Source organism: Streptomyces rhizoryzae, from assembly GCF_023155275.1.
Taxonomy (GTDB): domain Bacteria; phylum Actinomycetota; class Actinomycetes; order Streptomycetales; family Streptomycetaceae; genus Streptomyces; species Streptomyces rhizoryzae.
Genome location: NZ_JALMUV010000018.1, coordinates 35,197 through 57,029 on the forward strand (window position 1 = coordinate 35,197; position 21,833 = coordinate 57,029).

The 21,833-nt window shown below is 73.2% G+C and carries 20 protein-coding genes; 16 read left to right on the forward strand and 4 right to left on the reverse strand.

Annotation, left to right across the window (positions count from 1 at the left end; all coding sequences use genetic code 11):
* Positions 1 to 107 precede the first annotated feature (107 nt).
* The 8 genes from MUU72_RS16585 to MUU72_RS16620 all read left to right on the forward strand — a co-directional run bounded on the left by MUU72_RS16585 (position 108) and on the right by MUU72_RS16620 (position 9,191).
* Complete coding sequence (locus MUU72_RS16585; RefSeq protein WP_443743062.1) at positions 108 to 1,124, forward strand: sugar ABC transporter substrate-binding protein; 1,017 nt, start codon at positions 108 to 110, stop codon at positions 1,122 to 1,124.
* Positions 1,121 to 2,191, forward strand: a complete 1,071-nt coding sequence (locus MUU72_RS16590) for an ABC transporter permease (RefSeq protein ID WP_248014041.1) — start codon at positions 1,121 to 1,123, stop codon at positions 2,189 to 2,191. The genes MUU72_RS16585 and MUU72_RS16590 overlap by 4 nt, the downstream gene beginning before the upstream one ends.
* Positions 2,188 to 2,997 carry an ATP-binding cassette domain-containing protein gene (locus MUU72_RS16595; RefSeq protein ID WP_248014042.1) on the forward strand — a complete coding sequence of 270 codons (810 nt, stop codon included), beginning with the start codon at positions 2,188 to 2,190 and terminating at the stop codon, positions 2,995 to 2,997. Before MUU72_RS16590 ends, MUU72_RS16595 begins: the two co-directional genes overlap by 4 nt.
* A gap of 250 nt (positions 2,998 to 3,247) precedes the next feature.
* Complete coding sequence (locus tag MUU72_RS16600) at positions 3,248 to 4,369, forward strand: ROK family glucokinase (protein WP_248014043.1); 1,122 nt, start codon at positions 3,248 to 3,250, stop codon at positions 4,367 to 4,369.
* The gene (locus MUU72_RS16605; RefSeq protein WP_248014044.1) at positions 4,366 to 4,935 is read left to right on the forward strand and encodes a hypothetical protein; all 570 of its coding nucleotides are present in this window, start codon (positions 4,366 to 4,368) and stop codon (positions 4,933 to 4,935) included. Before MUU72_RS16600 ends, MUU72_RS16605 begins: the two co-directional genes overlap by 4 nt.
* A gap of 375 nt (positions 4,936 to 5,310) precedes the next feature.
* Complete coding sequence (locus tag MUU72_RS16610) at positions 5,311 to 5,940, forward strand: hypothetical protein (RefSeq protein ID WP_372503137.1); 630 nt, start codon at positions 5,311 to 5,313, stop codon at positions 5,938 to 5,940.
* Positions 5,941 to 6,099: 159 nt separating this feature from the next.
* Positions 6,100 to 6,600: a nuclear transport factor 2 family protein gene (locus MUU72_RS16615; RefSeq protein ID WP_248014045.1), complete on the forward strand. Its 501-nt coding sequence runs from the start codon at positions 6,100 to 6,102 to the stop codon at positions 6,598 to 6,600.
* Between the two features lie 467 nt (positions 6,601 to 7,067).
* Complete coding sequence (locus MUU72_RS16620; protein ID WP_248014046.1) at positions 7,068 to 9,191, forward strand: ATP-binding protein; 2,124 nt, start codon at positions 7,068 to 7,070, stop codon at positions 9,189 to 9,191.
* Between the two features lie 9 nt (positions 9,192 to 9,200).
* Here the strand turns inward: MUU72_RS16620 and MUU72_RS16625 are convergent, their stop codons facing one another.
* Complete coding sequence (locus MUU72_RS16625; protein WP_248014047.1) at positions 9,201 to 10,895, reverse strand: hypothetical protein; 1,695 nt, start codon at positions 10,893 to 10,895, stop codon at positions 9,201 to 9,203.
* An 807-nt stretch (positions 10,896 to 11,702) separates the two neighbouring features.
* On the opposite strand from MUU72_RS16625, the gene pcaDC reads away from it, so the two are divergent.
* From pcaDC to MUU72_RS16665, 8 genes are all read left to right on the forward strand, one after another.
* A complete protein-coding gene (gene pcaDC, locus MUU72_RS16630; protein WP_248014124.1) occupies positions 11,703 to 12,977 on the forward strand; it encodes a bifunctional 3-oxoadipate enol-lactonase/4-carboxymuconolactone decarboxylase PcaDC in 1,275 nt (424 codons plus the stop codon).
* Between the two features lie 95 nt (positions 12,978 to 13,072).
* Positions 13,073 to 13,714 (forward strand): MBL fold metallo-hydrolase, encoded by a 642-nt coding sequence (locus MUU72_RS16635; RefSeq protein WP_248014048.1) that lies wholly within the window; start codon positions 13,073 to 13,075, stop codon positions 13,712 to 13,714.
* Positions 13,715 to 13,744: 30 nt separating this feature from the next.
* On the forward strand, positions 13,745 to 14,524 hold the full coding sequence (locus MUU72_RS16640) for an exodeoxyribonuclease III (RefSeq protein ID WP_248014049.1): 780 nt from the start codon (positions 13,745 to 13,747) through the stop codon (positions 14,522 to 14,524).
* Between the two features lie 79 nt (positions 14,525 to 14,603).
* Positions 14,604 to 15,044 carry a DUF6278 family protein gene (locus tag MUU72_RS16645; protein ID WP_248014050.1) on the forward strand — a complete coding sequence of 147 codons (441 nt, stop codon included), beginning with the start codon at positions 14,604 to 14,606 and terminating at the stop codon, positions 15,042 to 15,044.
* 108 nt (positions 15,045 to 15,152) lie between these two features.
* The gene (locus MUU72_RS16650; RefSeq protein ID WP_282504170.1) at positions 15,153 to 15,896 is read left to right on the forward strand and encodes an amino acid ABC transporter ATP-binding protein; all 744 of its coding nucleotides are present in this window, start codon (positions 15,153 to 15,155) and stop codon (positions 15,894 to 15,896) included.
* Positions 15,897 to 15,908: 12 nt separating this feature from the next.
* On the forward strand, positions 15,909 to 16,847 hold the full coding sequence (locus MUU72_RS16655; protein ID WP_248014051.1) for a glutamate ABC transporter substrate-binding protein: 939 nt from the start codon (positions 15,909 to 15,911) through the stop codon (positions 16,845 to 16,847).
* Between the two features lie 16 nt (positions 16,848 to 16,863).
* Complete coding sequence (locus MUU72_RS16660; RefSeq protein ID WP_248014052.1) at positions 16,864 to 17,508, forward strand: amino acid ABC transporter permease; 645 nt, start codon at positions 16,864 to 16,866, stop codon at positions 17,506 to 17,508.
* Positions 17,505 to 18,368 (forward strand): amino acid ABC transporter permease, encoded by an 864-nt coding sequence (locus MUU72_RS16665; protein ID WP_248014053.1) that lies wholly within the window; start codon positions 17,505 to 17,507, stop codon positions 18,366 to 18,368. The genes MUU72_RS16660 and MUU72_RS16665 overlap by 4 nt, the downstream gene beginning before the upstream one ends.
* 23 nt (positions 18,369 to 18,391) lie before the next feature.
* Here MUU72_RS16665 and MUU72_RS16670 read toward each other — a convergent pair whose 3' ends face one another.
* The 3 genes from MUU72_RS16670 to MUU72_RS16680 all read right to left on the reverse strand — a co-directional run bounded on the left by MUU72_RS16670 (position 18,392) and on the right by MUU72_RS16680 (position 21,810).
* Positions 18,392 to 18,847: a pyridoxamine 5'-phosphate oxidase family protein gene (locus MUU72_RS16670; RefSeq protein ID WP_248014054.1), complete on the reverse strand. Its 456-nt coding sequence runs from the start codon at positions 18,845 to 18,847 to the stop codon at positions 18,392 to 18,394.
* A 116-nt stretch (positions 18,848 to 18,963) separates the two neighbouring features.
* Positions 18,964 to 20,574 (reverse strand): CocE/NonD family hydrolase, encoded by a 1,611-nt coding sequence (locus tag MUU72_RS16675; RefSeq protein ID WP_248014055.1) that lies wholly within the window; start codon positions 20,572 to 20,574, stop codon positions 18,964 to 18,966.
* A gap of 417 nt (positions 20,575 to 20,991) precedes the next feature.
* Positions 20,992 to 21,810, reverse strand: a complete 819-nt coding sequence (locus MUU72_RS16680) for an alpha/beta fold hydrolase (protein ID WP_248014056.1) — start codon at positions 21,808 to 21,810, stop codon at positions 20,992 to 20,994.
* Positions 21,811 to 21,833 lie beyond the last annotated feature (23 nt).

Consider the following 21,833-nt stretch of genomic DNA (forward strand, 5'->3'; position numbering starts at 1 on the left):
GAACGCCGGTAACCGATACTTGGTCGGTTGCCCGGTCCGGCCCGCCGGCGCCGCGGCGACACCAGACAGACCCCGGACAGCGACAAGAGCGGGAAAGGCAAGTCCTCGTGGCAAGGGTTCGAAGAAGAGGACGCGTCGTGGGCGCCGCGCTGGCGGCGGCGGTACTCGGCGCCTCCCTGGCGGGGTGCAGCAGCACCGGGGGCAAGCGCGCCGAGGAGGAGCGCGCCGCGCAGACCGCCGGCGGCCGGGCCGCCGTGCACACCCCCCGGTGGACCGTCGCGATGGTCACGCACTCCGGGGACGGCGACACGTTCTGGGACATCGTCCAGAAGGGCGCCCAGCAGGCCGCCGACAAGGACAACATCAACTTTGTCTACGCGCACGACAAGGAGGCCCAGCGGCAGAGCCAGCTGGTGCAGTCCTACATCGACCAGAAGGTCGACGGGCTGATCGTCTCGCTGGCCAAACCGGACGCCATGAAGGACGTGGTGCACAAGGCGGAGCAGGCCGGCATCCCGGTGATCACGGTGAACTCCGGCGCCGAGGAGTCCAAGGCGTTCGGCGCGCTCACCCACGTCGGCCAGGACGAGGGCGTGGCCGGCGAGGCGGTCGGCGAGGAGCTGACCAGGCGCGGGAAGAAGCAGGCCCTGTGCGTCCTGCACGAGCAGGGCAACGTCGGCCACGAGCAGCGCTGCGACGGGGCCGCCAAGACCTTCAAGGGCCACCTGGAGAAGCTGTACGTGGACGGCACCAACATGCCCGACGTGCAGGCGTCCATCGAGTCCAAGCTCCAGGCCGACCCGTCGATCGACGCGGTGGTCACCCTCGGCGCGCCGTTCGCCCCCACCGCCGTCAAGGCCAGGGAGCAGGCCGGCAGCAAGGCCGAGGTCGACACCTTCGACCTCAACGCGCAGGTCGCCGGCGGACTCAAGGACGGCTCCCTGGGCTTCGCGGTCGACCAGCAGCCCTACCTCCAGGGCTACCAGGCGGTCGACCTGCTGTGGCTGTACAAGTACAACGCCGACGTCCTCGGCGGCGGCCGGCCGGTGTTCACCGGACCGCAGGTCATCACCAAGGACGACGCCGCCGCGCTCCAGGACTACACGAAGCGGGGGACCCGATGAGCGCGGCCGAGGCCCCGGCGCCCCCCGCACGCACCGGAGGCGGGGGCGGGGGCGACGAGCGGCTGGTGCGGCGCTCCCTGGCGCGCCGGCTGATGGGCCGCCCCGAGCTGGGCTCGGTGGTCGGCGCCCTCGCGGTGTTCGTCTTCTTCTCGCTGGTCGCCGAGCCGTTCCTGCGGCCGGCCAGCCTCTCCACGGTCCTGTACGCGTCCTCGACGATCGGCATCATGGCCGTCCCGGTGGCGCTGCTGATGATCGGCGGGGAGTTCGACCTCTCGGCCGGGGTGATGGTGGTCAGCTCGGCGCTGGTGTCGTCGATGTTCAGCTACCAGATGACCGCCAACACCTGGGTCGGCGTCGGGGTGTCGCTGCTGGTCACCCTCTGCTTCGGCGCGCTGAACGGGTTGCTGCTGACCCGGACGAAGCTGCCCAGCTTCATCATCACGCTGGGCACCTTCTTCATGCTGACCGGCCTGAACCTGGGCTTCACCAAGCTGATCAGCGGCACCGTCTCGACCAAGTCCATCGCCGACATGGAGGGCTTCGACTCGGCCCGCGCGGTCTTCGCCTCCCACCTGACCGTGGGCGGGGTGGACATCCAGATCACCATCCTGTGGTGGCTGGCGCTGGTCGCGGTGGCCACCTGGATCCTGCTGCGGACCAGGGCCGGCAACTGGATCTTCGCGGTGGGCGGCAACGCGGACGCGGCCCGCGCGGTCGGCGTCCCGGTCACCCGCACCAAGATCGGCCTGTACCTCGGCGTCGCGTTCGCCGCCTGGATCTCCGGCCAGCACCTGCTGTTCTCGTACGACGCGATCCAGTCCGGCGACGGCGTCGGCAACGAGTTCCTGTACATCATCGCGGCGGCGGTCGGCGGCTGCCTGATGACCGGCGGCTTCGGCTCGGCGATCGGCGCCGCGGTCGGCGCCCTGCTGTTCGGCATGGCCAGCAAGGGCATCGTCTACGCGCAGTGGAACCCGGACTGGTACAAGTTCTTCCTCGGCGCGATGCTGCTGCTCGCCACGCTGCTGAACGCCTGGGTCCGCAAGCGGGCGGAGGCCACGTCATGACCGCGCTCGTCGCACTCGACGACGTCAGCAAGTTCTACGGCAACGTCAAGGCGCTGACCGGGGTGTCCCTGGAGGTGCACGCCGGGGAGATCACCTGCGTCCTCGGCGACAACGGCGCCGGCAAGTCCACCCTCATCAAGATCATCGCGGGGCTGCACCGGCACGACGCCGGCTCCTTCCGCATCGAGGGCGAGGAGACCCGGCTCGGCTCCCCGCGCGAGGCCCTGGACCGCGGCATCGCCACGGTCTACCAGGACCTCGCCGTGGTGCCGCTGATGCCGGTGTGGCGGAACTTCTTCCTGGGTTCCGAGCCCACCACCGGCGTCGGCCCGTTCAGGCGGCTCGACGTCCGCACCATGCGCGAGACCACCCGCGCCGAGCTGCTGCGGATGGGCATCGACCTGCGCGACGTCGACCAGCCGATCGGCACCCTCTCCGGCGGCGAGCGGCAGTGCGTGGCCATCGCCCGCGCCGTGTACTTCGGCGCCAAGGTCCTCGTCCTGGACGAGCCGACCGCGGCGCTCGGCGTCAAGCAGTCCGGCGTCGTCCTCAAGTACGTCGCGGCCGCCCGGGACGCCGGGCTGGGCGTGGTGTTGATCACCCACAACCCGCACCACGCCTACCTGGTCGGCGACCGCTTCATTCTCCTCAAGCGGGGCACGATGGCCGGCAGCCACCTCAAGGCGGACATCGAGCTGGCGGAGCTGACCCGGCAAATGGCGGGCGGCAGCGAGCTGGAGCAGCTCAGCCACGAGCTGGCCCGCACCGCCCCCGCGGAGTTCCCCGGCGGTCACCGGCCCGGGTGAATGCTGCCGCGCCCCGCACCGGCTCCCCGCCGGTGGGGGGCGTGCCGCCCGGGACCGCGGTGCGCCGGGCGCCGCCGGTGATGCACAATCGCACCGGACCATCCGCCGAGGCCCCGGCCTCCCCGAGACCCGCAGGGACGAGACGACTCTTGCGCGCACGCAGCCGCGAAGACCGTAACGGCAGCCGGCCCGGCTGTCCCGGCCGCCGCCCCGGCAGCCGTACCCGCGACCAGGTCCGAGGGGTGAGCCGATGAGCATGTACCGGGACCGGGCGCACCGCGGGTCCGCCCGCGCCACCGTCCTGCGCACCGTCGGCGCCCGGGAGCGCCGCTCCCACCTCACCGCCCCCCGGGTGCCCACCGTCGGCATCGACATCGGCGGCACCAAGGTCATGGCCGGGGTGGTGGACGCCGACGGCGCGATCCTGGAGAAGGTCCGCACCGAGACGCCGGACAAGTCCAAGAGCCCCAAGGTCGTCGAGGACACCATCACCGAGCTGGTGCTGGACCTCTCCGACCGGCACGACGTGCACGCGGTCGGCATCGGCGCGGCCGGCTGGGTGGACGCCGACCGCTCCCGGGTGCTCTTCGCCCCCCACCTGAACTGGCGCAACGAGCCGCTGCGGGACCGCCTCGCCGAGCGCCTCGCGGTCCCGGTCATGGTCGACAACGACGCCAACACCGCCGCCTGGGCGGAGTGGCGGTTCGGCGCCGGCCGCGGCGAGGACCACCTGGTGATGATCACCCTCGGGACGGGCATCGGCGGCGCCATCCTGGAGGACGGCGCCGTCAAGCGCGGCCGGTACGGGGTGGCCGGGGAGTTCGGCCACATGCAGGTGGTCCCCGGCGGCCACCGCTGCCCGTGCGGCAACCGCGGCTGCTGGGAGCAGTACAGCTCCGGCAACGCCCTGGTCCGCGAGGCCCGCGAACTGGCCGCCGCGGACTCCCCGGTCGCGTACAACATCATCGAGCGGGTCGGCGGGCGGATCGGCGACATCACCGGCCCGCTGATCACCGAGCTGGCCCGGGAGGGCGACGCGATGTGCGTCGAACTCCTCCAGGACATCGGCCAGTGGCTGGGCGTCGGCATCGCCAACCTCGCCGCCGCCCTCGACCCGTCCTGCTTCGTCATCGGCGGCGGCGTCAGCGCCGCCGACGACCTGCTGATCGGCCCGGCCCGGGACGCCTTCCGGCGCCACCTCACCGGCCGCGGCTACCGCCCCGAGGCCACCATCGCCAAGGCGCAGCTGGGCCCGGAGGCCGGAATGGTCGGCGCCGCCGACCTCGCCCGCCTGGTGGCCCGCCGCTTCCGGCGCGCCAACCGCCGCCGGGCCGAGCGCACCGCACGCTACGAACGGGCCGGCCGCCGATGACCGAACCGGAACCGCAGACCGTGTCCGACGACCACCCCGGCCCGCCGCCCCGCCCGCGGACCCGCCGCCCCTTCCTCATGGCGCTGGTGATCTTCCTGCTGATCACCATCCCGGCCGGCTACATCGTCATCTCCGCCGAGCAGAGCCGCGACAGCGGCGAGGACAAGGAGGCCGAGGCCGCCGCCACCGGCCTGACCAACGCCTTCCCCTCCCGGTTGCAGCAGCGGATCTACGACGTCCCGGTGCCCATCGGCTCCACCCCGGTCTACTACTACGAGACCAACTCCTGGCAGACCAGCTCGCTGTTCGTGCAGTTCCGCACCAACGACTGGGGCCTGGACAAGTACCTGGCGGCCGTCGGCACCAGCACCGCCGCGCTCAAGGAGGGCGCGCTCACCATCCCGCCCGCGCAGGCCGCCAAGGTCGGCTGGGACTTCCGGGCCGACTGGCCCTGGCGCGGTGTGGCGGTCGACCGCCCGGCCCCCCAGCCCTCCCAGCGGATCGTGGTCAGCTACGACGAGCCCGGCCACCCGGTCGTCTACACCGTTTCGACCGTACGGTTCTGAGCTGCTCCCGGCGGAACCGCCGCCCCCTCCTGACCCGGGTGCCGGGATCGCGTCATCCACCGGTGTGTCCCCGACATGGCGAGTTCGAAAGCGGTCGGTGAGCGGGGCCGGGGCGCCGAGGACCGCCCTGTCGGTTGTTCCCCGCCCGCACGCTGCCCAGCGGCATTCCGGCTCCGGCTGTCCACCGCGGCACCCGCCTGAGCGGCCGCGCCCGCGGTGCACGGGGCACCGGCCCGCGGCTGTTTCCGCAGGCCGGACGCGGGGTACCGGCCTTGCGTGAGGGCGTTCGAAGCCGGGCAAGGGGTACGGCTCCCGGCACTGCGGGCGGGCGGGCTGACGCAGGCGGTCGTCCACGGGCCCTTCCCGCCGCAGGCGGTGCAGACGCTGCTGCGCTTCGAGGGGTGGATCGCGGGCCTGGGCACCTGCTCCGGGACGCGGATCGTGCTCGGCCACTGGCAGCGGTCGCCGTTCGGCCCGTTCGGCGACGTGATGCTGGAACGGGCCGGCGGGCAACGGCTGTTGCTCGCCCCCACCCGAGAGACCGCGGAGTTCATCGCCCGCACCTACGCCTTCGACTCCGTCCGCGTCGTCCCCGTGCGGGTCCAGGTCGCGGGCAGCACCTGGACGGTCACCGCCGGCGCCCTGGACCTCCGCTTCGTCACCGGGAGCCGGGGGCCGCTGGGCCTGCTGCTGCGGGCCGTGCCCGGGGCCCTCGCCCGGCGTCCGGCCTGGAGCGCCCTGGCGGACCTGCCGGCCCGCCTGCTGCTGCCCGGCGTGCGGACCCGGGGGAGCGCCGGCGGGGGCCGCCGCGAGTGGTACGGCGCACGGGACCTGCGGCCGGTCCGCCTGCTCTCCGCGTCCTTCGAAGGCGTCGACCTCGGGGGCGGGGCGCCGGTGGAGCCGCCCGTCCGCTTCGGCTTCGGCTCGGTGCCGAGCAGCCCCTCGCTCGTCCGGGTCACGACGACGGTGGCGCTCGGTCCGCAGCCGCACACCGGCAAGGGGTGAGAAGCAAGAGCAGGGGTGGCAGCAGGCCGCGCCTTACCTGCTCCGCCGAGCCGCGGGTCACCACAGCCAGGGCAGATGGGGAAAGTGCCGGCACTGTGCGGGGACAGCGATGTCTGATTGCCGCCAGCGTGGTCCGCCCCTCCTGAGCACACTGACGGCATGACGATGTCCTCCACTCCACACTCGGTTACGGTCCTCACCGGCATGTATGCGGCTGAGGCGGAATACCTGGCGGCCGGAGGGCCTGGCCAGGCTTCCTTCGATCTGCTCGCCCCCTTCTTCGCACCGGATGTCGTACTGCATCAAGCCGATGCTCTGCCCTATGGCGGCACCTGGCGTGGGCACGCGGGCCTGACGCGGTTCTTCCTCGCGATGGGTGCCGCTTGGGAGTCATTCGACATGGTGGAGCAAGAGTTCCTCGCCACCGGTGAGACTGCGGTGGTACTCACCCAGGTTCGTGCTCGTGCTCGTGCGACGGGCCGTGAACTCTCCTTTCCGATTCTCCAGACGATCACCGTCAAGGACGGGAGGATCACCGAGGTCCGTCCGTTCTACTGGGACACCCAGGCCATCGCCGACGCCTGCGCAGAGCCGGGAGCGGCCGGCCGGGGCGGACGCGTGGCCGCCCCGGCCCGGGCTGTCGCCTCGGCGAGGGACTGAAACACCACCGCGTTCGAGGTCAGGCAAACCGTAGGGAGGACTGCGCCCGGTCGCAGATCCTGCGGGTGCGCTCGTCGGCGCCGGGATCTCGAACGTGACCGGCAGCTCGCAGGCCGAACCGGCACCGCCCACCGACACGACGTGCCGTCCCCTCGTCCCGTGCACAGCCCAACGCCACGCCGGTCAGCAGCGCGGCCCCCAGCACTCCCGCGATCCGTCGTCGTATGCGGCTCGACACCCGGGCCCTCCCTCTGGTTCCGCCGAACGGTAGCCGACTGCCGTAAGGGCACGTGGGGTACTGTCGTGGATCAGAGGGGAAGGCGGCGTGACGGGGGCATCGACGCTCCCCGGGCCGCAGGTACTCCGGCAGGACGCAGGCGAGTTGGTGGCCGGATCGTCTTCCCAGGACGCTTCGGCGGGGGTACGGACCGACCGGGGCCGCACCACGGGACCAGGGAGGGGCCGACGTGTTCGAGGTCGTCACGGTGGGTGCGCTCACTGCGTTTCTCGCCGCGGTGGGAAACGGCGCCGCCGGGGAGATGGGCAAGCAGGTGCTGCTGTCCACGGGCGCGTTGGTGAGGCGGACCCTGGGACGGGAGGCGCCGTTGCCGGCCTCGCCGGAGGGGCGTGAGGTCCTGGCGCACGCGCTGCATGCGCGGCTGAGCCAGGATGCGCCGCGGAACGGCGAATGGGCCCAACTCCTGGGCCTTCTGCCGGACTCGGTGCCGCGCCTGGGTCCCGGGCCGGGGCTGCCTCCCGCCACCAGGAACTTCACCGACCGCAAGCGGGTGGTGCGGGAGCTGACGCGGGAGGCCACCCGGCCGGCCGCGGGGAGGCCGCGGGTCGCGCTGCTGCACGGGCCTCCGGGCATCGGCACCACCGCGGTCGCCCTCGCCTGGGGAGCCGGCCGGATCGCCCGGTATCCCGACGGGCAGTTCTACGTCGACCTCCGCGACGCCGCCGCGGAAGACGGTCCGGCGCCGTCGGCCGTCCTCCTCCAACTGCTGCGGAGGATGGACGTCGGACGGGACCGGATTCCGCCGACCGAGGCCGGGCGCGAAGAGCTCTACCGGCGTCTGACGGCCGGCCGCCGGGCCCTGGTGGTGATCGACCACGCCTCCTCGGTCGCACAGGTCCGCAACCTCATCCCGGCGACTCCTGAGGTCTTCCTCCTGGTGATCGCGTCCGGCCCGCCGTTCGCGCTGGAGGCGGAGCGCATCGCCGTACCCGGGCTGAAGGAGCGGGACGCGGTGGCGATGCTGAGGAAGGTCGCCGGCCCGGAGAAGGTCGCCCTCGCCAAGCCGCAGCTGCCGGCGCTGCTGACCCGCTGCGCGGGTAACGCGTTCGCCCTGAAGGCAGCGGCGATGCGTCTGTTGGCGGAGGAGCCGCCGCTCCCGGGCGCGGCGGACGAGCCCCCGGCGCACTCTCCGGTGCAGGGGGTGGCGCTGGCGGTGTGCCGCCGGCTCGGTCCTGAGACGGCGAGGCTGTGCAGCCTGGCCGCGGTGGGCGGCTGGCCCGCGTTCGATGCCGGCCTGGCCGGGGCCGCCGCCGAGGTCGATCCGGCGGAAGCTGCCCGAAGGCTCACCGAAGCGGCGGAGGCGGAGCTGGTCGAGCCGCTGGGCGAGGGCCGTTACCGCTTCCGCCCTGAGGTCGGGCGTCATCTGGCGGACGCCGCCGGCCGGGAGCACGGGATCGCGGAGTCGGCTGCGGCGGTGACGCGGGCCCTCGACCGCCTGCTGAACCGCGCGCTGCACGCCGCACACGCCGCACTTCCGCAGAGCTGGCGGGTCGAGGAGGCGCCCGCGGAGGGCGCGCCGTACCGCGACGAGGCCGCGGGGATGGCGGCGTTGCGCGCCGAGGCCGCGAATGTGGTCCGCGCGGTCTTCCTGGCCCGGGAATACGGGCGCGCCGACGTGGCGGTGCGCCTGGCCCGCTCCTTGTGGCCGCTCCAGTTGAAGGCCGGGTACTGGGACGAGGTGCTGCCCGCGCTCCGGATCGCCGCGCGCTGCGCCGACGAGCACCGCCCCCATTCCCGCGCGGCGGCCGCGCTCCACTTCCAGCTCAGCCACTGCCTCGGCGAACTGCGGCGGTGGGACGAGGCTGACCGCGAGGCGCGCGCCGCCGTCGCAGCCGAGCGCGCGGCGGGCCATCTGCTGGGCGAGGCGTCGTCGGTGGAGCTGCTGGGGCTGCTGAGGCTGAACCGGTGGCAGTACGAAGCGGCATACGAGCACTTCACCGAGGCGGGGGAGCTGTACCGGCGGATCGCGCCCGGGCAGGACGGTGCGGCGGATCTCCCGAGGGCCCTCGCTCTGATCGAACGCCATCAGGGACGTGCTCTCTGCGGTCGGGGGCAGCTCGCGGAAGCCCGCAACCGTCTTGAGAGCGCACGGGACTTCTTCGTGGCGCAGGGGGAGGCGTACAACCAGGGCCGGGTCCTCACCGACCTCGCCGAGACGCTGCACGCCGCCGGTGAGAACGCCGCGGCGCTGGCCCGGATCTCCGAAGCCGAACGCCTGCTCGGTCCCGAGGGAGCCACGCCCCATCTGGCGTACCTCGCTCGGCTGCGCCGGCGCTGCCAGGTTCCGGCATAGCGGCGGGCGTCACCGGCGTACTTCGACGGGGTGCACGCCGCCCGCGGCGTGCACCCGGAGCGTCGTCCCGCCGGGGCTCACCTCACCACCGCTGACCAGCCACGCGTGCAGCGCCGAGGCGTGGGCCGCCGGGTCGGCGTCCGCCCCCGGCCCGGCCGACAGCCGGAGTGCGCCATGGCCGCGGCTGCGCACGGTGCACCGGTCCGGCCCGCTCACGTAGGCGGCGAGGGAGCAGTGCGGATACCGGTGGAGGATCTCCGCGGCCCAGGAGTCCGGGCTGCCCAGGCGGGGGTCGTCCGGCCGTCCCGCACGCCAGATCACATCGGCGGTTTCGAGGTCCCCGGGGTTGCGGGTGTCCTCGTGCACGGCGCGGTGCGTCTCGCCGGCGGCACCGTACGGATGGCCCGTGGAGCGTTCGATCACCACGTCCGTGCCGCGGACGCGCGTACGGACGTCCAGCGGGTGGGTCAGCCGGGGAGGGTCGTACGGCGGCAGCGGAAGCGGCTCCAGCAGCGCGGGCGTCGCCGGCTCGGGGAGGCCCATCAGCGTGTAGAAGTGGCGCCGCAGCAGTTCCGCCGAGGCGCCCGGCGCGGAACTGGTGAACTCGGCCGGTCCGGCCATCGGCCGGTGCCGCGCCAGCAGCTCCGCCAGCTGTTCCCGCAGCGGGCCGTACGGGTCGAGCCGCGGCGCGTTCCGTACGAACGACGCGAGCGGTGCCTCGGGGTCCAGTTTCTCCTCGCCGTCCGCCGCCAGCGACACGGGGATGCCCAGGGCCGCGGCGTAGTAGGACACGGCTCCGAAGTCCCCCAGCACCGCGTCGGCCGCCAGGAGGGCCTGGCGCCAGCCGTGCACCGGGTCGATCAGGGCCAGCCCGCTGCGGCAGGCACGGTCGAGCCACGCCCGGATCTGGCCTGGGCCGTGCCCGTACCAGATGTTCGGGTGCAGGACGGCCGCCAGCCGGTAGTCGTCGGCCGGCAACTCGGCGGCGAGCCGGGGCAGCAGGCTCGGCAAGAGGTCCTGGCCGCCGCCGTCCCCGAAGAGACCTTCCGCATTCCAGGTCGAGTTCAGCACGATGAGCCGCTGTCCACGGCGCACGCCCAGCGCGCGCCGGAACCGCTCCCGGTGCGGGCGGCCGGCCAGCATGCGGTCGAAGCAGGGGTCGCCGGCGAGTACCGCTGTCTTTTCCGCTTCGGGACATACCCGGCGCAACCGTTCCAGCTGCTCCGGATGCGACAGCACGAGCCCGTCCACGAACGGCTTGCCGTCCGCCAGCAGCCACTCCGGCGACAGGCCGAACGTCGGCTCCCGGCTCCCGGCTCCCGGCTGAGCCAGCTTTTTAGTGTATCCGACACCGTGCGACAGGACGCTCAACTTCCCTGACAGGCAGTGCAGTTGACCCCCGAAGCTCGCGGAAACGGCCAGATCCACGGGCGTCGTCAGCGCCTGTTCCCAGGGCAGCACCGGCAACCGCAGCTCGGCAAGCAGCTCGCGTATCCCCCCTTGGAAGGCGGACGACCCTGTCGACGTGACCAGCAGCTGCACCCGGAGGTCGTCGTGGAAGAGCGGCGCGATGTCCAGCAGCCGCCCGGCGGACGTGACGTTGTGCACCACGAGCAGGACCCGGCGCTGTGCTGTCCGGCTGACCCAGCGGTCGGAGCCCTCACCGACCGGCACGCGTATCAGCGGGGGATCGAACGGCCCCACCTGTTACCTCCTGTTGGCTGCACACGGCCCCGCCGGGCTGTCCTGATCACCCTAGCCAGAGGCCGGCCGCCGACCACCTTCCGCTCCGGTTGCCCGCGGCCACCACTCGCGCCCCCGCCCCGGCGGGCGCCGTGCCACCGTTGCGAAATCCACGGACGGTGCCGCGACGACACAACACGGAGGTGAATAAGCGGCTCTCGGCTACTGCTGGCCCGATGGCCACCGTGCCCTTACTTGTGGGAGTGTCCACGCCCCACCCTGGATGAATGGCGTGACCGATGGCTGGCCATGAATGCGGAAGACCTGGAAGAAACCACCCTTTCCGCCTATCGGATCACGCGGGATCGCGTTCGGGGGAAGCTCGGGCCGGTACCCGTGAACGTGGCCCGGTACCCGACCATTCGAGGTAAGGCGCGCAAAGAAGAACGCAAGAAGAGAGAGGAGGGGGTGCTCCGGAGTGTCCGGGAGGTTCAAAAACGTTCGTTCAGGGGACAACGCCGCGCTCGTCAGTGCCCCTACGCGCACGATGATGGGCAACCGATATGCGGGGGAGAAGGGCATGAAGTCCAGGGCCGGTGAACGGGAACGTCGCTTCACCTTCCTGGCGAACAACGGTGTCCCGGACCATATCTTTGCGCGGTGGGTCGGACACACGAACGTGAAAACTACCAAAAGGTGGTACGTCAAGCCGGACATGGAAGATCTTCGCGAAGCCGCTGCAACGTGGGATGGCCGGTACGGGGTGCCGACCCAAGCATGTGAGAAATTGTGAGATGTGAGACGGTGCGGGGCGTGAGTGAGACAGCGATGCACACCCTCCAGTACCGCTCTGACGGACCAGAAGGCGCACCGGTCCTGGTTCTGGGGGCGGCCCTGGGTACCACCTGGCACATGTGGGACCGGCAGATCCCCGAGCTGACCCGCCAGTGGCGCGTCATCCGCTTCGACCTGCCCGGCCACGGCGGATCGCCCGCCCACGCGGCCAGCTCCGTCGCCGAGCTCGCCGACCGCCTGGTCGCCACCCTCGACGCGCTGGGCGTGGAGCGCTTCGGCTACGCCGGCTGCGACGTCGGCGGCGCCGTCGGGACCCAGCTGGCGCTGACCCGGCCGCACCGCGTCACCTCGCTCGCCCTGGTCTCGTCGTCCCCGCGCTACGGCACCGCCGACGCCTGGCGCCAGCGGGGGGTGGTGATCCGCACCAACGGACTGGACCCGATCGCCCGCACCGCGCCCGAGCACTGGTTCACCCCCGGCTTCGCCGGCGCCCAGAACGCCATCGTCGAATGGGCCGTCCAGATGGTGCGGACCACCGACCCCGGCTGCTACATCGCCGCCTGCGAGGCGCTGGCCGCCTACGACGTGCGGTCCTCGCTCGGCCGGGTGGGCGTGCCCACCCTGGTCGTCGCCGGCGCCGAGGACCAGGTGACCCCCACCACCGACGCCCGCGCCCTCGTCGCCGGGATACCCGACGCCAGCCTGGCGCTCATCCCGGGCACCTCGCACCTGGCCCCGGTGGAGCAGCCCGCGGCCGTCACCGAGCTGCTGATCCGGCACTTCTCCACCGCCTGGCACGACAAGCCCGGCCCCGGCACCCCGCCGGCGATCGGCGCGGCCGCCCCGAAACCGCAGATCGCGCCGCCGATGCCGACGCACGCCCCGCCCGCCATCGAGTCCGGCCTGTCCCGGCCCGCCCAGGTCCGCGGCGCCACCTACGAGCAGGGCGTCAAACTCCGCCGCGAGGTGCTCGGCGACGCCCACGTCGACCGCGTCGAGGCCGGTACCGACGACTTCACCGCCGACTTCCACGACTTCCTCACCCGCTACGCCTGGGGCGAGACCTGGACCCGGCCCGGGCTGGACCGCCGCACCCGCAGCATCATCACGCTGACCGCGCTGGTCGCCCGCGGCCACCGCGAGGAGCTGGCGCTGCACACCCGCGCAGCCCTCCGCAACGGCCTCACCCCCGCGGAGATCAAGGAGGTGCTGCTGCACACCGCGGTCTACTGCGGCGTGCCGGCCGCCAATACCGCCTTCGCGGTGGCCCAGAAGGTCATCCAGGAGGAGACGACACCGGACACGTGAGGGCGGGAGCCCGCCGCCTGCGCCGCCGCGGGCGGCGCGCCGGTGCTCGTCCACAGCCCCGCCCGCGCCGCCGCCCCGCGCGGCAAGATGGCCTCATGGAACTCACCAAGAAGACCCACGCCTGCGTCCGGATCGAGAAGGACGGGCGGACGCTGGTGATCGACCCCGGGGCGTTCAGCGAGGAGGACGCCGCCGTCGGCGCCGACGCGATCCTGGTGACGCACGAGCACCTGGACCACTTCGACGAGGGGCGGCTGCGCCGTGCCATGGAGGCCGGCCCGGGCGCCGAGATCTGGACCCTGGCCAGCGTCGCCGACCAGCTGTCCGCGGCCTTCCCCGGCCGGGTGCACACCGTCGGCGAGGGCGACGCCTTCACCGCGGCCGGTTTCGACGTCGAGGTGCACGGGCAGCTGCACGCCGTGATCCACCCGGACATCCCGCGGATCACCAACGTCGGCTTCCTGCTGGACGGCGGCGCCGTCTTCCACCCCGGCGACGCGCTGACCGTCCCCGAGGGCCGGACGGTCGACACCCTCCTGCTCCCGGTCCACGCGCCCTGGAACAAGATCGCCGAGGTCATCGACTACGTCCGCGCGGTCGCCCCGCGCCGGGCCCTCGACATCCACGACAGCCTGTTGCAGGACCACGCCCGCCCGGTCTACGACTCCATGATCGACAAGTTGGGCGGCACCGACCACGGCCGGCTCTCCCCGGGCGCCCGCACCGACGTGGGCTGACTGTCGGTGCCGCGCTGTAGGTTTACGGACATGCGCATCGCCACCTGGAACGTCAATTCGATCACCGCCCGCCTCCCGCGGCTGCTGGCCTGGCTGGAGAAGACCGGTACGGACGTGCTGTGCGTCCAGGAGACCAAGTGCTCCGCCGAGCAGTTCCCCCACGACCAGCTCCGCGCGCTCGGCTACGACGCCGCGGTCAACGCCGACGGCAGGTGGAACGGCGTCGCCGTGATCTCCCGGGTGGGCCTGTCGGACGTGGTCCGCGGCCTGCCCGGCGGCCCGGAGTACGACGGCGTCCAGGAGCCCCGCGCGGTCTCCGCGACCTGCGGCCCGGCCCGCGTCTGGTCGGTCTACGTACCCAACGGCCGCGAGGTCGACCACGCGCACTACGCCTACAAGCTCGACTGGTTCGCGGCCCTGCGCACGGCGGTCGCCGAGGACGCGGCGGCCGGCCGCCCGTTCGCCGTCCTCGGCGACTTCAACGTCGCGCCCACCGACGACGACGTCTGGGACCCGGCCGTCTTCGAGGGGCTGACGCACGTCACCCCGGCCGAGCGGGCCGCCCTGGGCGCCCTGCGCGAGGCCGGCCTGTCCGACGTGGTGCCCCGCCCGCTGAAGTACGACCACCCCTACACCTACTGGGACTACCGCCAGCTCTGCTTCCCCAAGAACCGCGGTATGCGCATCGACCTGGTCTACGGCAACGCCCCGTTCGCCAAGGCCGTCTCGGACGCCTACGTCGACCGCGAGGAGCGCAAGGGGAAGGGCGCCTCCGACCACGCCCCCGTGGTGGTGGACCTGGACGTCTGACGCCGGGCGTGCGCCGGCGGTCGCGCGGCCTGCCGCGCGCCTGTGGCCCCGGCGCGGGGCCGGATGGGACCCTCGCACCATGAACCTGTCTTTCCTGGACAAGTGGCGCAGGCGTCCGGACGCGGCCGGTGCGGTGCCGCTCGCCGAGTCGGTGCGGGCGGACCCCGGGAGCGTCGTCGAGCTGTTCTCCGCATGCGAGCTGCTGCGCGACCAGGCGGCCGCCGCGGGGGTCGAACTCGACGACTCGCAGCGGTCGTTGGAGGCGCTGGACCAGCTCCAGCCGGTCTGGCGGGACGACCCCGAGGTGCTGCCCTGGCTCGGCAACGACGCCGGGCTCTACCTCGGCACGGTCGTCGTCCGCACCGTCCGCGGCGCGGTCTGGCAGGTCCGCCCGGACGGCCGGCCGGTGGTGCGGCTGGGCTCCGGCCGGGAGATCGACGTGGTCGCGGCCGGCCGCGAGTGGGCAGACGAGGGCGCCCCCGAGCTCTGCCAGGTCTACGCCGAGGTCGCCGAGGGCTGACCCGCCGCGGCGTTCGGCCCGCGCCGCGCGTGTCATCGGCGAAGTGCCCCATTCGTACGGGTAAGTTGCGAATCTCTCCGCCGTACGGATGAGAGGGGGCGGGTCGGCATGGCCGGTGACGCGCTGATCGAGCTGCGCGGGGTCAACAAGCACTACGGGGCGCTGCACGTCCTCCAGGACATCGACCTGCGCGTCGGCCGCGGCGAGGTGGTGGTGGTCATCGGCCCCTCCGGGTCCGGGAAGTCCACCCTGTGCCGGACCATCAACCGCCTGGAGACCATCGAATCGGGCACCATCACGCTCGACGGCGTCCCGCTGCCCCAGGAGGGCCGGGCGCTGGCCCGGGTCCGCGCCGACGTCGGCATGGTCTTCCAGTCCTTCAACCTCTTCGCGCACCGGACCGTGCTGGACAACGTGACCCTGGCGCCGGTCAAGGTCCGCCGCAAGCGCAAGGAGGACGCCGAGCGGCGGGCCCGCGAACTCCTCGACCGGGTCGGCCTCGCCGCGCACGCCGGCAAGTACCCCGCCCAGCTCTCCGGCGGCCAGCAGCAGCGCGTCGCCATCGCCCGGGCGCTGGCCATGGACCCCAAGGCGCTGCTCTTCGACGAGCCCACCTCGGCCCTCGACCCCGAGATGATCAACGAGGTGCTGGAGGTGATGCGGCAGCTCGCCCGGGAGGGCATGACCATGGTCGTGGTCACCCACGAGATGGGCTTCGCCCGCTACGCCGCGCACCGCGTGGTGTTCATGGCCGACGGCCGGATCATCGAGGACCGGCCGCCCGAGGAGTTCTTCGCCGCCCCGCGCAGCGCACGCGCCCGGGACTTCCTCGCCAAGATCCTCAAGCACTGAACGGCCGCCGTGATGCCGCACCCCGCCACCCCGCCGCGCCGCCGCCGGCTGCTCCTGGCCGCCGCGCTGCTCGCGCTCCTCGCACCGGCCGCGGCGGGCTGCGGCCGGCCCGGCAGCCCGCCCGCCAAGGGCCCCCGCCCCGGCGACCTGCCCCACTACCGGGTGGCCACCGGCTTCCGCCTGCCCGCCTCGCCGACCTGGACGGCCGCCGAGCGCCGCGGCCGGCTCGTCATCGGCGTCAAGGAGGACCAGCCCTACCTCGGGGAGCGGGACCCGGCCGGCGGCACCTACCGCGGCTTCGACATCGAGATCGCCAGGATGATGGCGGCCGCGCTCGGCTTCCCGCCCCGCGCCGTGGAGTTCCGCACCATCGCCTCCGCCAACCGCGAGACCGCCCTCCAGAACGGCCAGATCGACCTCTACGTCGGCACGTACACCATCAACGCCAAGCGCAAGCAGCAGGTCGGCTTCGCCGGCCCGTACTACCTGGCCGGCCAGTCGCTGCTGGTCCGCCGGGACGAGAACGGTATCCACGGCCCCGCCGACCTGGCCGGCAAACGCGTCTGCTCGGCCGCCGGCTCCACCCCCTACCAGCGCATCCGTGCCGACTACCCCAAGGCCGTGCTGGTCGCCTACGACACCTACTCGGTGTGCGTGGACAACCTGCTGACCTACCAGGTCGACGCGGTCACCACCGATGACGCGATCCTGCTCGGCTACGCCGCCAAGGCGCCCGGCGAACTCAAGCTCACCGGCCGCCCGTTCTCCCGGGAGCCGTACGGCATCGGGGTGCGGCGCGGCGACACCGCGCTGCGGTTCGCGCTGGACGACGCGCTGGCCGCCGCCGAGCGGAACGGCACCTGGCGCCGCGCGTACCGGGCCACGCTCGGGCTGTCCGGGGTGCCGGCGCCCGCGCCGCCACCGATCGACCGCTATCCGGCGCCCCGATGAGCCAAGGAACCGACCGATGAACGTCCTCCTCGACAACCTCGCCCTCTACGGCGACGGCCTGCTGGGCACCGTCGAACTGACCGTCTGGTCCGCGCTGCTGGCGCTGGCCCTCGGCCTGGTGATGGCGGCCTTCCGGGTCGCCCCGGTCCGCCCGCTGCGGGCCTTCGGCACGGCCTGGGTGACGGTGCTGCGCAACACCCCGCTGACGCTGCTGTTCTTCGCGGTGCTGCTCGGCCTGCCGCGCTTCGGGCTGGTGCTGCCGTTCACCCTCTTCGCCGTGCTGGCGCTGGGCTGCTACACCTCCGCGTTCATCTGCGAGGCGGTCCGGGCCGGGATCGGGACCGTGCCCACCGGGCAGGGCGAGGCGGCCCGCAGCCTGGGCATGACCTTCCGCCAGACGCTCGGCCTGGTGGTGCTGCCGCAGGCGTTCCGCGCGGTCATCCCGCCCCTCGGCTCGACGCTGATCGCGCTCGCCAAGAACTCCGCGATCGCCGGCTCGTTCAGCGTCACCGAACTCCTCGGCGTCTACAAACCCCTCAACGAGCTGGGCTACAGCATCATCTGGTCGTTCGTGTGGATCGCGGTCGGCTACCTGCTCGTCACGCTGACGCTCAGCGCGCTCTTCAACGCGCTGGAGAAGCACTACGGAGTCGCCCGGTGAGCGCCGCCCTGTACGACCTGCCGGGCCCGCGGGCCCGGCGCCGCCACCGCTGGTTCGGGATCGCCGGGACGCTGGTGCTGCTGGCCCTGCTCGGCTGGGTCCTGGTCCTGCTCTTCCGCACCGGCCAGTTCACCGCCGCCAAGTGGACGCCGTTCCTCTACCAGGGCATCCAGGACCTGCTGCTGACCGGACTGGCCAACACCCTGCGGGCGTTCGGGCTGGCGGCGGTGCTGGCGCTGGCGCTGGGCGCGGTGCTGGCGGCCGGACGGCTCTCCGCGCACCGGCCGCTGCGCTGGGCCTGCACCGTGCTGGTGGAGTTCTTCCGGGCCATGCCGGTACTGGTGATGATCTTCTTCATCTATGTGGCGCTGCGCGCCGAGCCGCTGACCGCGCTGGTCAGCGGGCTGGCGCTGTACAACGGTTCGGTGCTGGCCGAGGTGTTCCGCTCCGGCGTGCATGCCGTGGAGCGCGGCCAGGGCGAGGCCGCCTACGCGCTGGGGATGCGCAAGACGCAGGTGATGGTGCACGTCCTGGTGCCGCAGGCGGTCCGGGCGATGCTGCCGGCGATCATCTCCCAGCTGGTGGTCGCCCTGAAGGACACCTCGCTGGGCTTCCTGATCACCTACGAGGAGTTCCTGCACGCCGGCAAGCTGATCGCCGCCAACCTCGACTACGACCTGCCGTTCATCCCCGTCGTCCTGGTCATCTCACCGGTCTACATCGGCCTGTGCATGCTGCTGTCCTGGCTGGCCACCTGGGCCGCCCGGCGGCAGCGGCGCAACCCCAGGGTGGAGCCCGGCGAGGTGGCGGCGCCGGAACCGGCGACCCTGCGCACCGGCGACCACCGGGCGCACGGCTGACCGGCCCGCCGGCCCGGCCGGCCTCAGACCACCCAGGCGCCGTCCCGCATCAGCTCCCGCCCGGGCAGCTCGTTCGCCTCGCGCCAGACCAGCAGCCGCCGCGGGGTGAAGCGGAGGAAGACCCAGCCCTCCCGGCCGTACACGTCCCAGCCGAGCTTGGCCGAGAGGGCGTCCGAGGCGTCCCGCGGCAGCGCGTCGCTCGCCAGCACCTCGGTGGTGCAGTGGAACAGCACCACGTCCCGGGTGGTGCCCAGCGCCACCTGGCTCTCCGGGCGGGCGGCGAGGTTGCGGGCGGTTCGGTTCCGGTCCTTGGTGGCCATCACCAGGCGCTCGCCGTGCCAGGCGAACGAGAGCGGCACCAGGGCGGGCGTGCCGTCGGCGGCGGTGGACGAGACCCAGGCGTCCTCGTCCTCCGCCAGCCGCCGCAGTGCGTCCCGTTTGCGTTGTCCGGCGTCGCGGGCCGGGGGAAGAGAGCTCATGATCGGGAGCGTAACGGCCGCCTCCCGGCCGCCGCTTCGGGCGCGGGCCGTACGGCCGGGGCCCTAGGACCGCCCTGCGGCGACCGGCCGGGACGGCCGGGAGGGCGGGCGGCGGTTCAGTCGCGCACCGGCACCGACACGTACGACGGGTCGGCCGCCGGGGAGGAGAACGCCAGCCGCGCACCGGCCGGGTTCTGCGCGACGTAGAGCGGGTCGACGGTGTCCACGACCAGCGCGAGGCGGTGCCCGGCGGGGACGTCGTAGGCGGTGGCGAAGAGGTCCAGGTCCACGCCGAACGACCGGCCGGGGGTCTTGCCGTGGAAGGTGAACGGGGCGTGGGTGACCAGCTTGCCCAGGCCCAGCGGACCGACGTCGTAGAGGTAGGCGATGGCGGTGCCGTCGGCGGCGGTGCTGGTCGCGGTGGTGTGCAGCCGGGTGGTGCCGCGCACCCGCTGCCCGCTCGCGTACGGCGCGGACTGCCAGACGGCGGCGGCCGAGCGCGGCAGCAGCGGTATGGACGCCATCGGCGGCAGCCGCAGGAACTGGTCCAGCATGCTGGAGAGGAAGACCACCCCGCCGTCGGCGCCGGAGTCGGTGCCGGTGCGGATCTCCCGGGTCCCGTCCAGGGGGATCCTGCGGTGGGCGGAGGGAACGTCCCGCCAGCTCCGGTAGCCCTCGTAGGCGCCGGTGGAACGGGACTTCAGGAGCACCGGCGGCTCCCTGTCGATGCCGTTGTCGACGCCCTTGAGGTAGTGGTCGAGCCACCGCTTGCTGTCGTTCCAGGTGTCGTTGGGCAGGCCGAGCAGGCCCAGCCCCTCGGCGGTGGCGTGGTCGCCGGGGCGGAACTCCAGCCGCTTGGGCCCCTTGAGCTTCTCGAAGAACGCCGCGTACTGGTCGGGCGGGAAGAGGGAGTCGCCCCAGGCGTTGCCGAGCAGGATCGCCGCGCCGCCTGCGTTGATCCGGTCCAGGTAGGTGGCGGGCGACCGTTCCCGGCCCCAGGCGATCATGTCCTGCTCCTTGGCCATGTTCGCGCTCATGAAGTCCTTGAGCACCTGCTGGAGTTCGGGGCTGGGCCGGCCGGTCAGGGCGCCCAGGCCGCCGAGCACCGCGGCGGCCTGGAGGTGCGGGGTGCGGCCGCTGTAGATCGAGCCGATCAGGTCCGCCCAGCCGCTGAGCGCCGCGACCGCCTTGATCCGCTTGTCCGCCCCGGCCGCCAGCAGACTGATCCCGGCGCCGTACGAGACCCCGGCCATGCCGACCTTGTGCGGATCGGCCGGGGTGTGCGCCAGCGCCCAGTCGATCACCTTGGAGGCGTCCGCGACGTCCAGCGGGCCGGCGGTCTCGATCTGCCCGCCCGACTGCCAGAAGCCGCGCGAGTTGTAGCCGACCACGACGTATCCGGCAGCGGCCAGCTTCCGGGCCTGCGCGAGGTATTCGACCTGCGGCATCGCCCAGCTGGTGGGCAGCACGACGAGCGGGAAGCGGTGGGTGCCGTCGGCGCCCGCCGGGGTGAAGACGTTCGCCTTGAGGGTGATGCCGCCCGCGCCCTCGATGTCGGTGAACCGCAGGACGGGCTCACCGGCGGCCGCCGGGCGGGCGGCGGACGCGGTGCGGGCGGGTGCCTGGGGCGCCGCGCTCGCCGGAGCGGCGGTCAGGACCGACGTGGCGAGCACCGCCGCGCAGACGGTGCCGATCGCGGCGCGCGGCGTGGTGCGGGAGGGCGTCATCTTCTGCTCCAGATCTCGACGCGGGCCGCCCGGACGCTGTCGCAGTACAGGAGGGGGCGCCCGGAGCCCGAAGTGACTGGAGAGTACGGTCTGGCGCTTACCTGGGGTAACCCGTCGGTAGGTTACGGCTGGGTAACGCCCGCCCGATACGGGTGAGTTGGGTGGGGGAGAGGGTGCGGGCAGTGCGGGTGGTTCGGGAGGTGACAGTGGTGTGATCGAGGTGTGAGGGGGTGGTGGGACGGGGTGGTGGAGGCCGGTGGCGAGGGGCGGCGAGCGGCGCCGCCCACGCTGCGCCGGGTGGTGTCCGCCGCCGGGCGGGTGCCGCGGGGCGCGTGCCGCGCGTGCCGCGCGGGGCGCTGGGCGCGGGCCCGGGGGCGGGGCGTCGGGCCGGTGGGCGGGGCGGGGCGGCCGTCGGGATCAGCGGTCGGCGGCGGTGGGTGCCGGCAGGGACTGGAGGAACTCCGCGAGGGCGGCGTTGAACTCCGCCGGCTGCTCCAGGTTGGGCAGGTGGCCGGCGCGCTCGATCACCGCCAGGCGGGAGCCGGGCACCGCCTCGTGGATCAGCCGGGCGTCGGCGACCGGCGTGAACACGTCGTCCCCGCCCACGACCACGAGCGTGGGCACCGCGATGCGCGGCAGCATGCCGGTGTAGTCGGGGCGTTCGGCCCGGCCGCGCAGTGCGGCCGCGGCGCCCTCGGGCGGGGCGCCGCGCATCATGCCCAGGACGTGGGCGGCGACCTCCGGCAGCGCGGTCACGTGGTACGGCGCGATCATCTTCGGCAGCGCCTCCCGTGCGTACCCGTCCATGCCCTCGGCCAGCAGCCGCTCCGCGGTGCGCAGGCGCACCGCGCGGCCCTCGGCGGTGTCCGCCGCCGCGAAGGTGTCGGCGAGCAGCAGCGCCCGGATCCGCTCCGGGAACAGCCGGTGGAACTCCATCGCGATCTGCCCGCCCATGGACAGCCCGCCGAGCACGCACCGGCCGATGCCCAGGTGGTCCAGGAGGGCGGCGGCGTCCCGGGCGAAGACCTCCAGCGGGGTCTTGCCGGGCACCACCGAACTCCCGCCGTACCCCCGGAGGTCGGGCACGATCACCCGCATCCCGGCGCGGCCGAAGTGCGCGGTCTGCGGCCGCCACATCGAGCGGTCGAAGGGGTGGCCGTGGAGCAGGAGCAGCGGCTCACCGCTGCCCTCGTCCTCGTAGGCGACCGAGATCTCTCCGGAGTGGAACGTCGGCATGGGGCATCCCTTCTCGCCGCACC

Bases quoted from the DNA above. Each gene is read 5' to 3' on its own strand.
- MUU72_RS16600 (WP_248014043.1), top strand. From the start codon at position 3,248: ATGAGCATGTACCGGGACCGGGCGCACCGCGGGTCCGCCCGCGCCACC.
- MUU72_RS16615 (WP_248014045.1), top strand. From the start codon at position 6,100: ATGACGATGTCCTCCACTCCACACTCGGTTACGGTCCTCACCGGCATG.
- MUU72_RS16680 (WP_248014056.1), bottom strand. From the start codon at position 21,810: ATGCCGACGTTCCACTCCGGAGAGATCTCGGTCGCCTACGAGGACGAG.
- MUU72_RS16675 (WP_248014055.1), bottom strand. From the start codon at position 20,574: ATGACGCCCTCCCGCACCACGCCGCGCGCCGCGATCGGCACCGTCTGC.
- MUU72_RS16670 (WP_248014054.1), bottom strand. From the start codon at position 18,847: ATGAGCTCTCTTCCCCCGGCCCGCGACGCCGGACAACGCAAACGGGAC.
- pcaDC (WP_248014124.1), top strand. From the start codon at position 11,703: ATGCACACCCTCCAGTACCGCTCTGACGGACCAGAAGGCGCACCGGTC.
- MUU72_RS16640 (WP_248014049.1), top strand. From the start codon at position 13,745: ATGCGCATCGCCACCTGGAACGTCAATTCGATCACCGCCCGCCTCCCG.
- MUU72_RS16650 (WP_282504170.1), top strand. From the start codon at position 15,153: ATGGCCGGTGACGCGCTGATCGAGCTGCGCGGGGTCAACAAGCACTAC.
- MUU72_RS16605 (WP_248014044.1), top strand. From the start codon at position 4,366: ATGACCGAACCGGAACCGCAGACCGTGTCCGACGACCACCCCGGCCCG.
- MUU72_RS16645 (WP_248014050.1), top strand. From the start codon at position 14,604: ATGAACCTGTCTTTCCTGGACAAGTGGCGCAGGCGTCCGGACGCGGCC.
- MUU72_RS16660 (WP_248014052.1), top strand. From the start codon at position 16,864: ATGAACGTCCTCCTCGACAACCTCGCCCTCTACGGCGACGGCCTGCTG.
- MUU72_RS16655 (WP_248014051.1), top strand. From the start codon at position 15,909: ATGCCGCACCCCGCCACCCCGCCGCGCCGCCGCCGGCTGCTCCTGGCC.
- MUU72_RS16595 (WP_248014042.1), top strand. From the start codon at position 2,188: ATGACCGCGCTCGTCGCACTCGACGACGTCAGCAAGTTCTACGGCAAC.
- MUU72_RS16635 (WP_248014048.1), top strand. From the start codon at position 13,073: ATGGAACTCACCAAGAAGACCCACGCCTGCGTCCGGATCGAGAAGGAC.
- MUU72_RS16590 (WP_248014041.1), top strand. From the start codon at position 1,121: ATGAGCGCGGCCGAGGCCCCGGCGCCCCCCGCACGCACCGGAGGCGGG.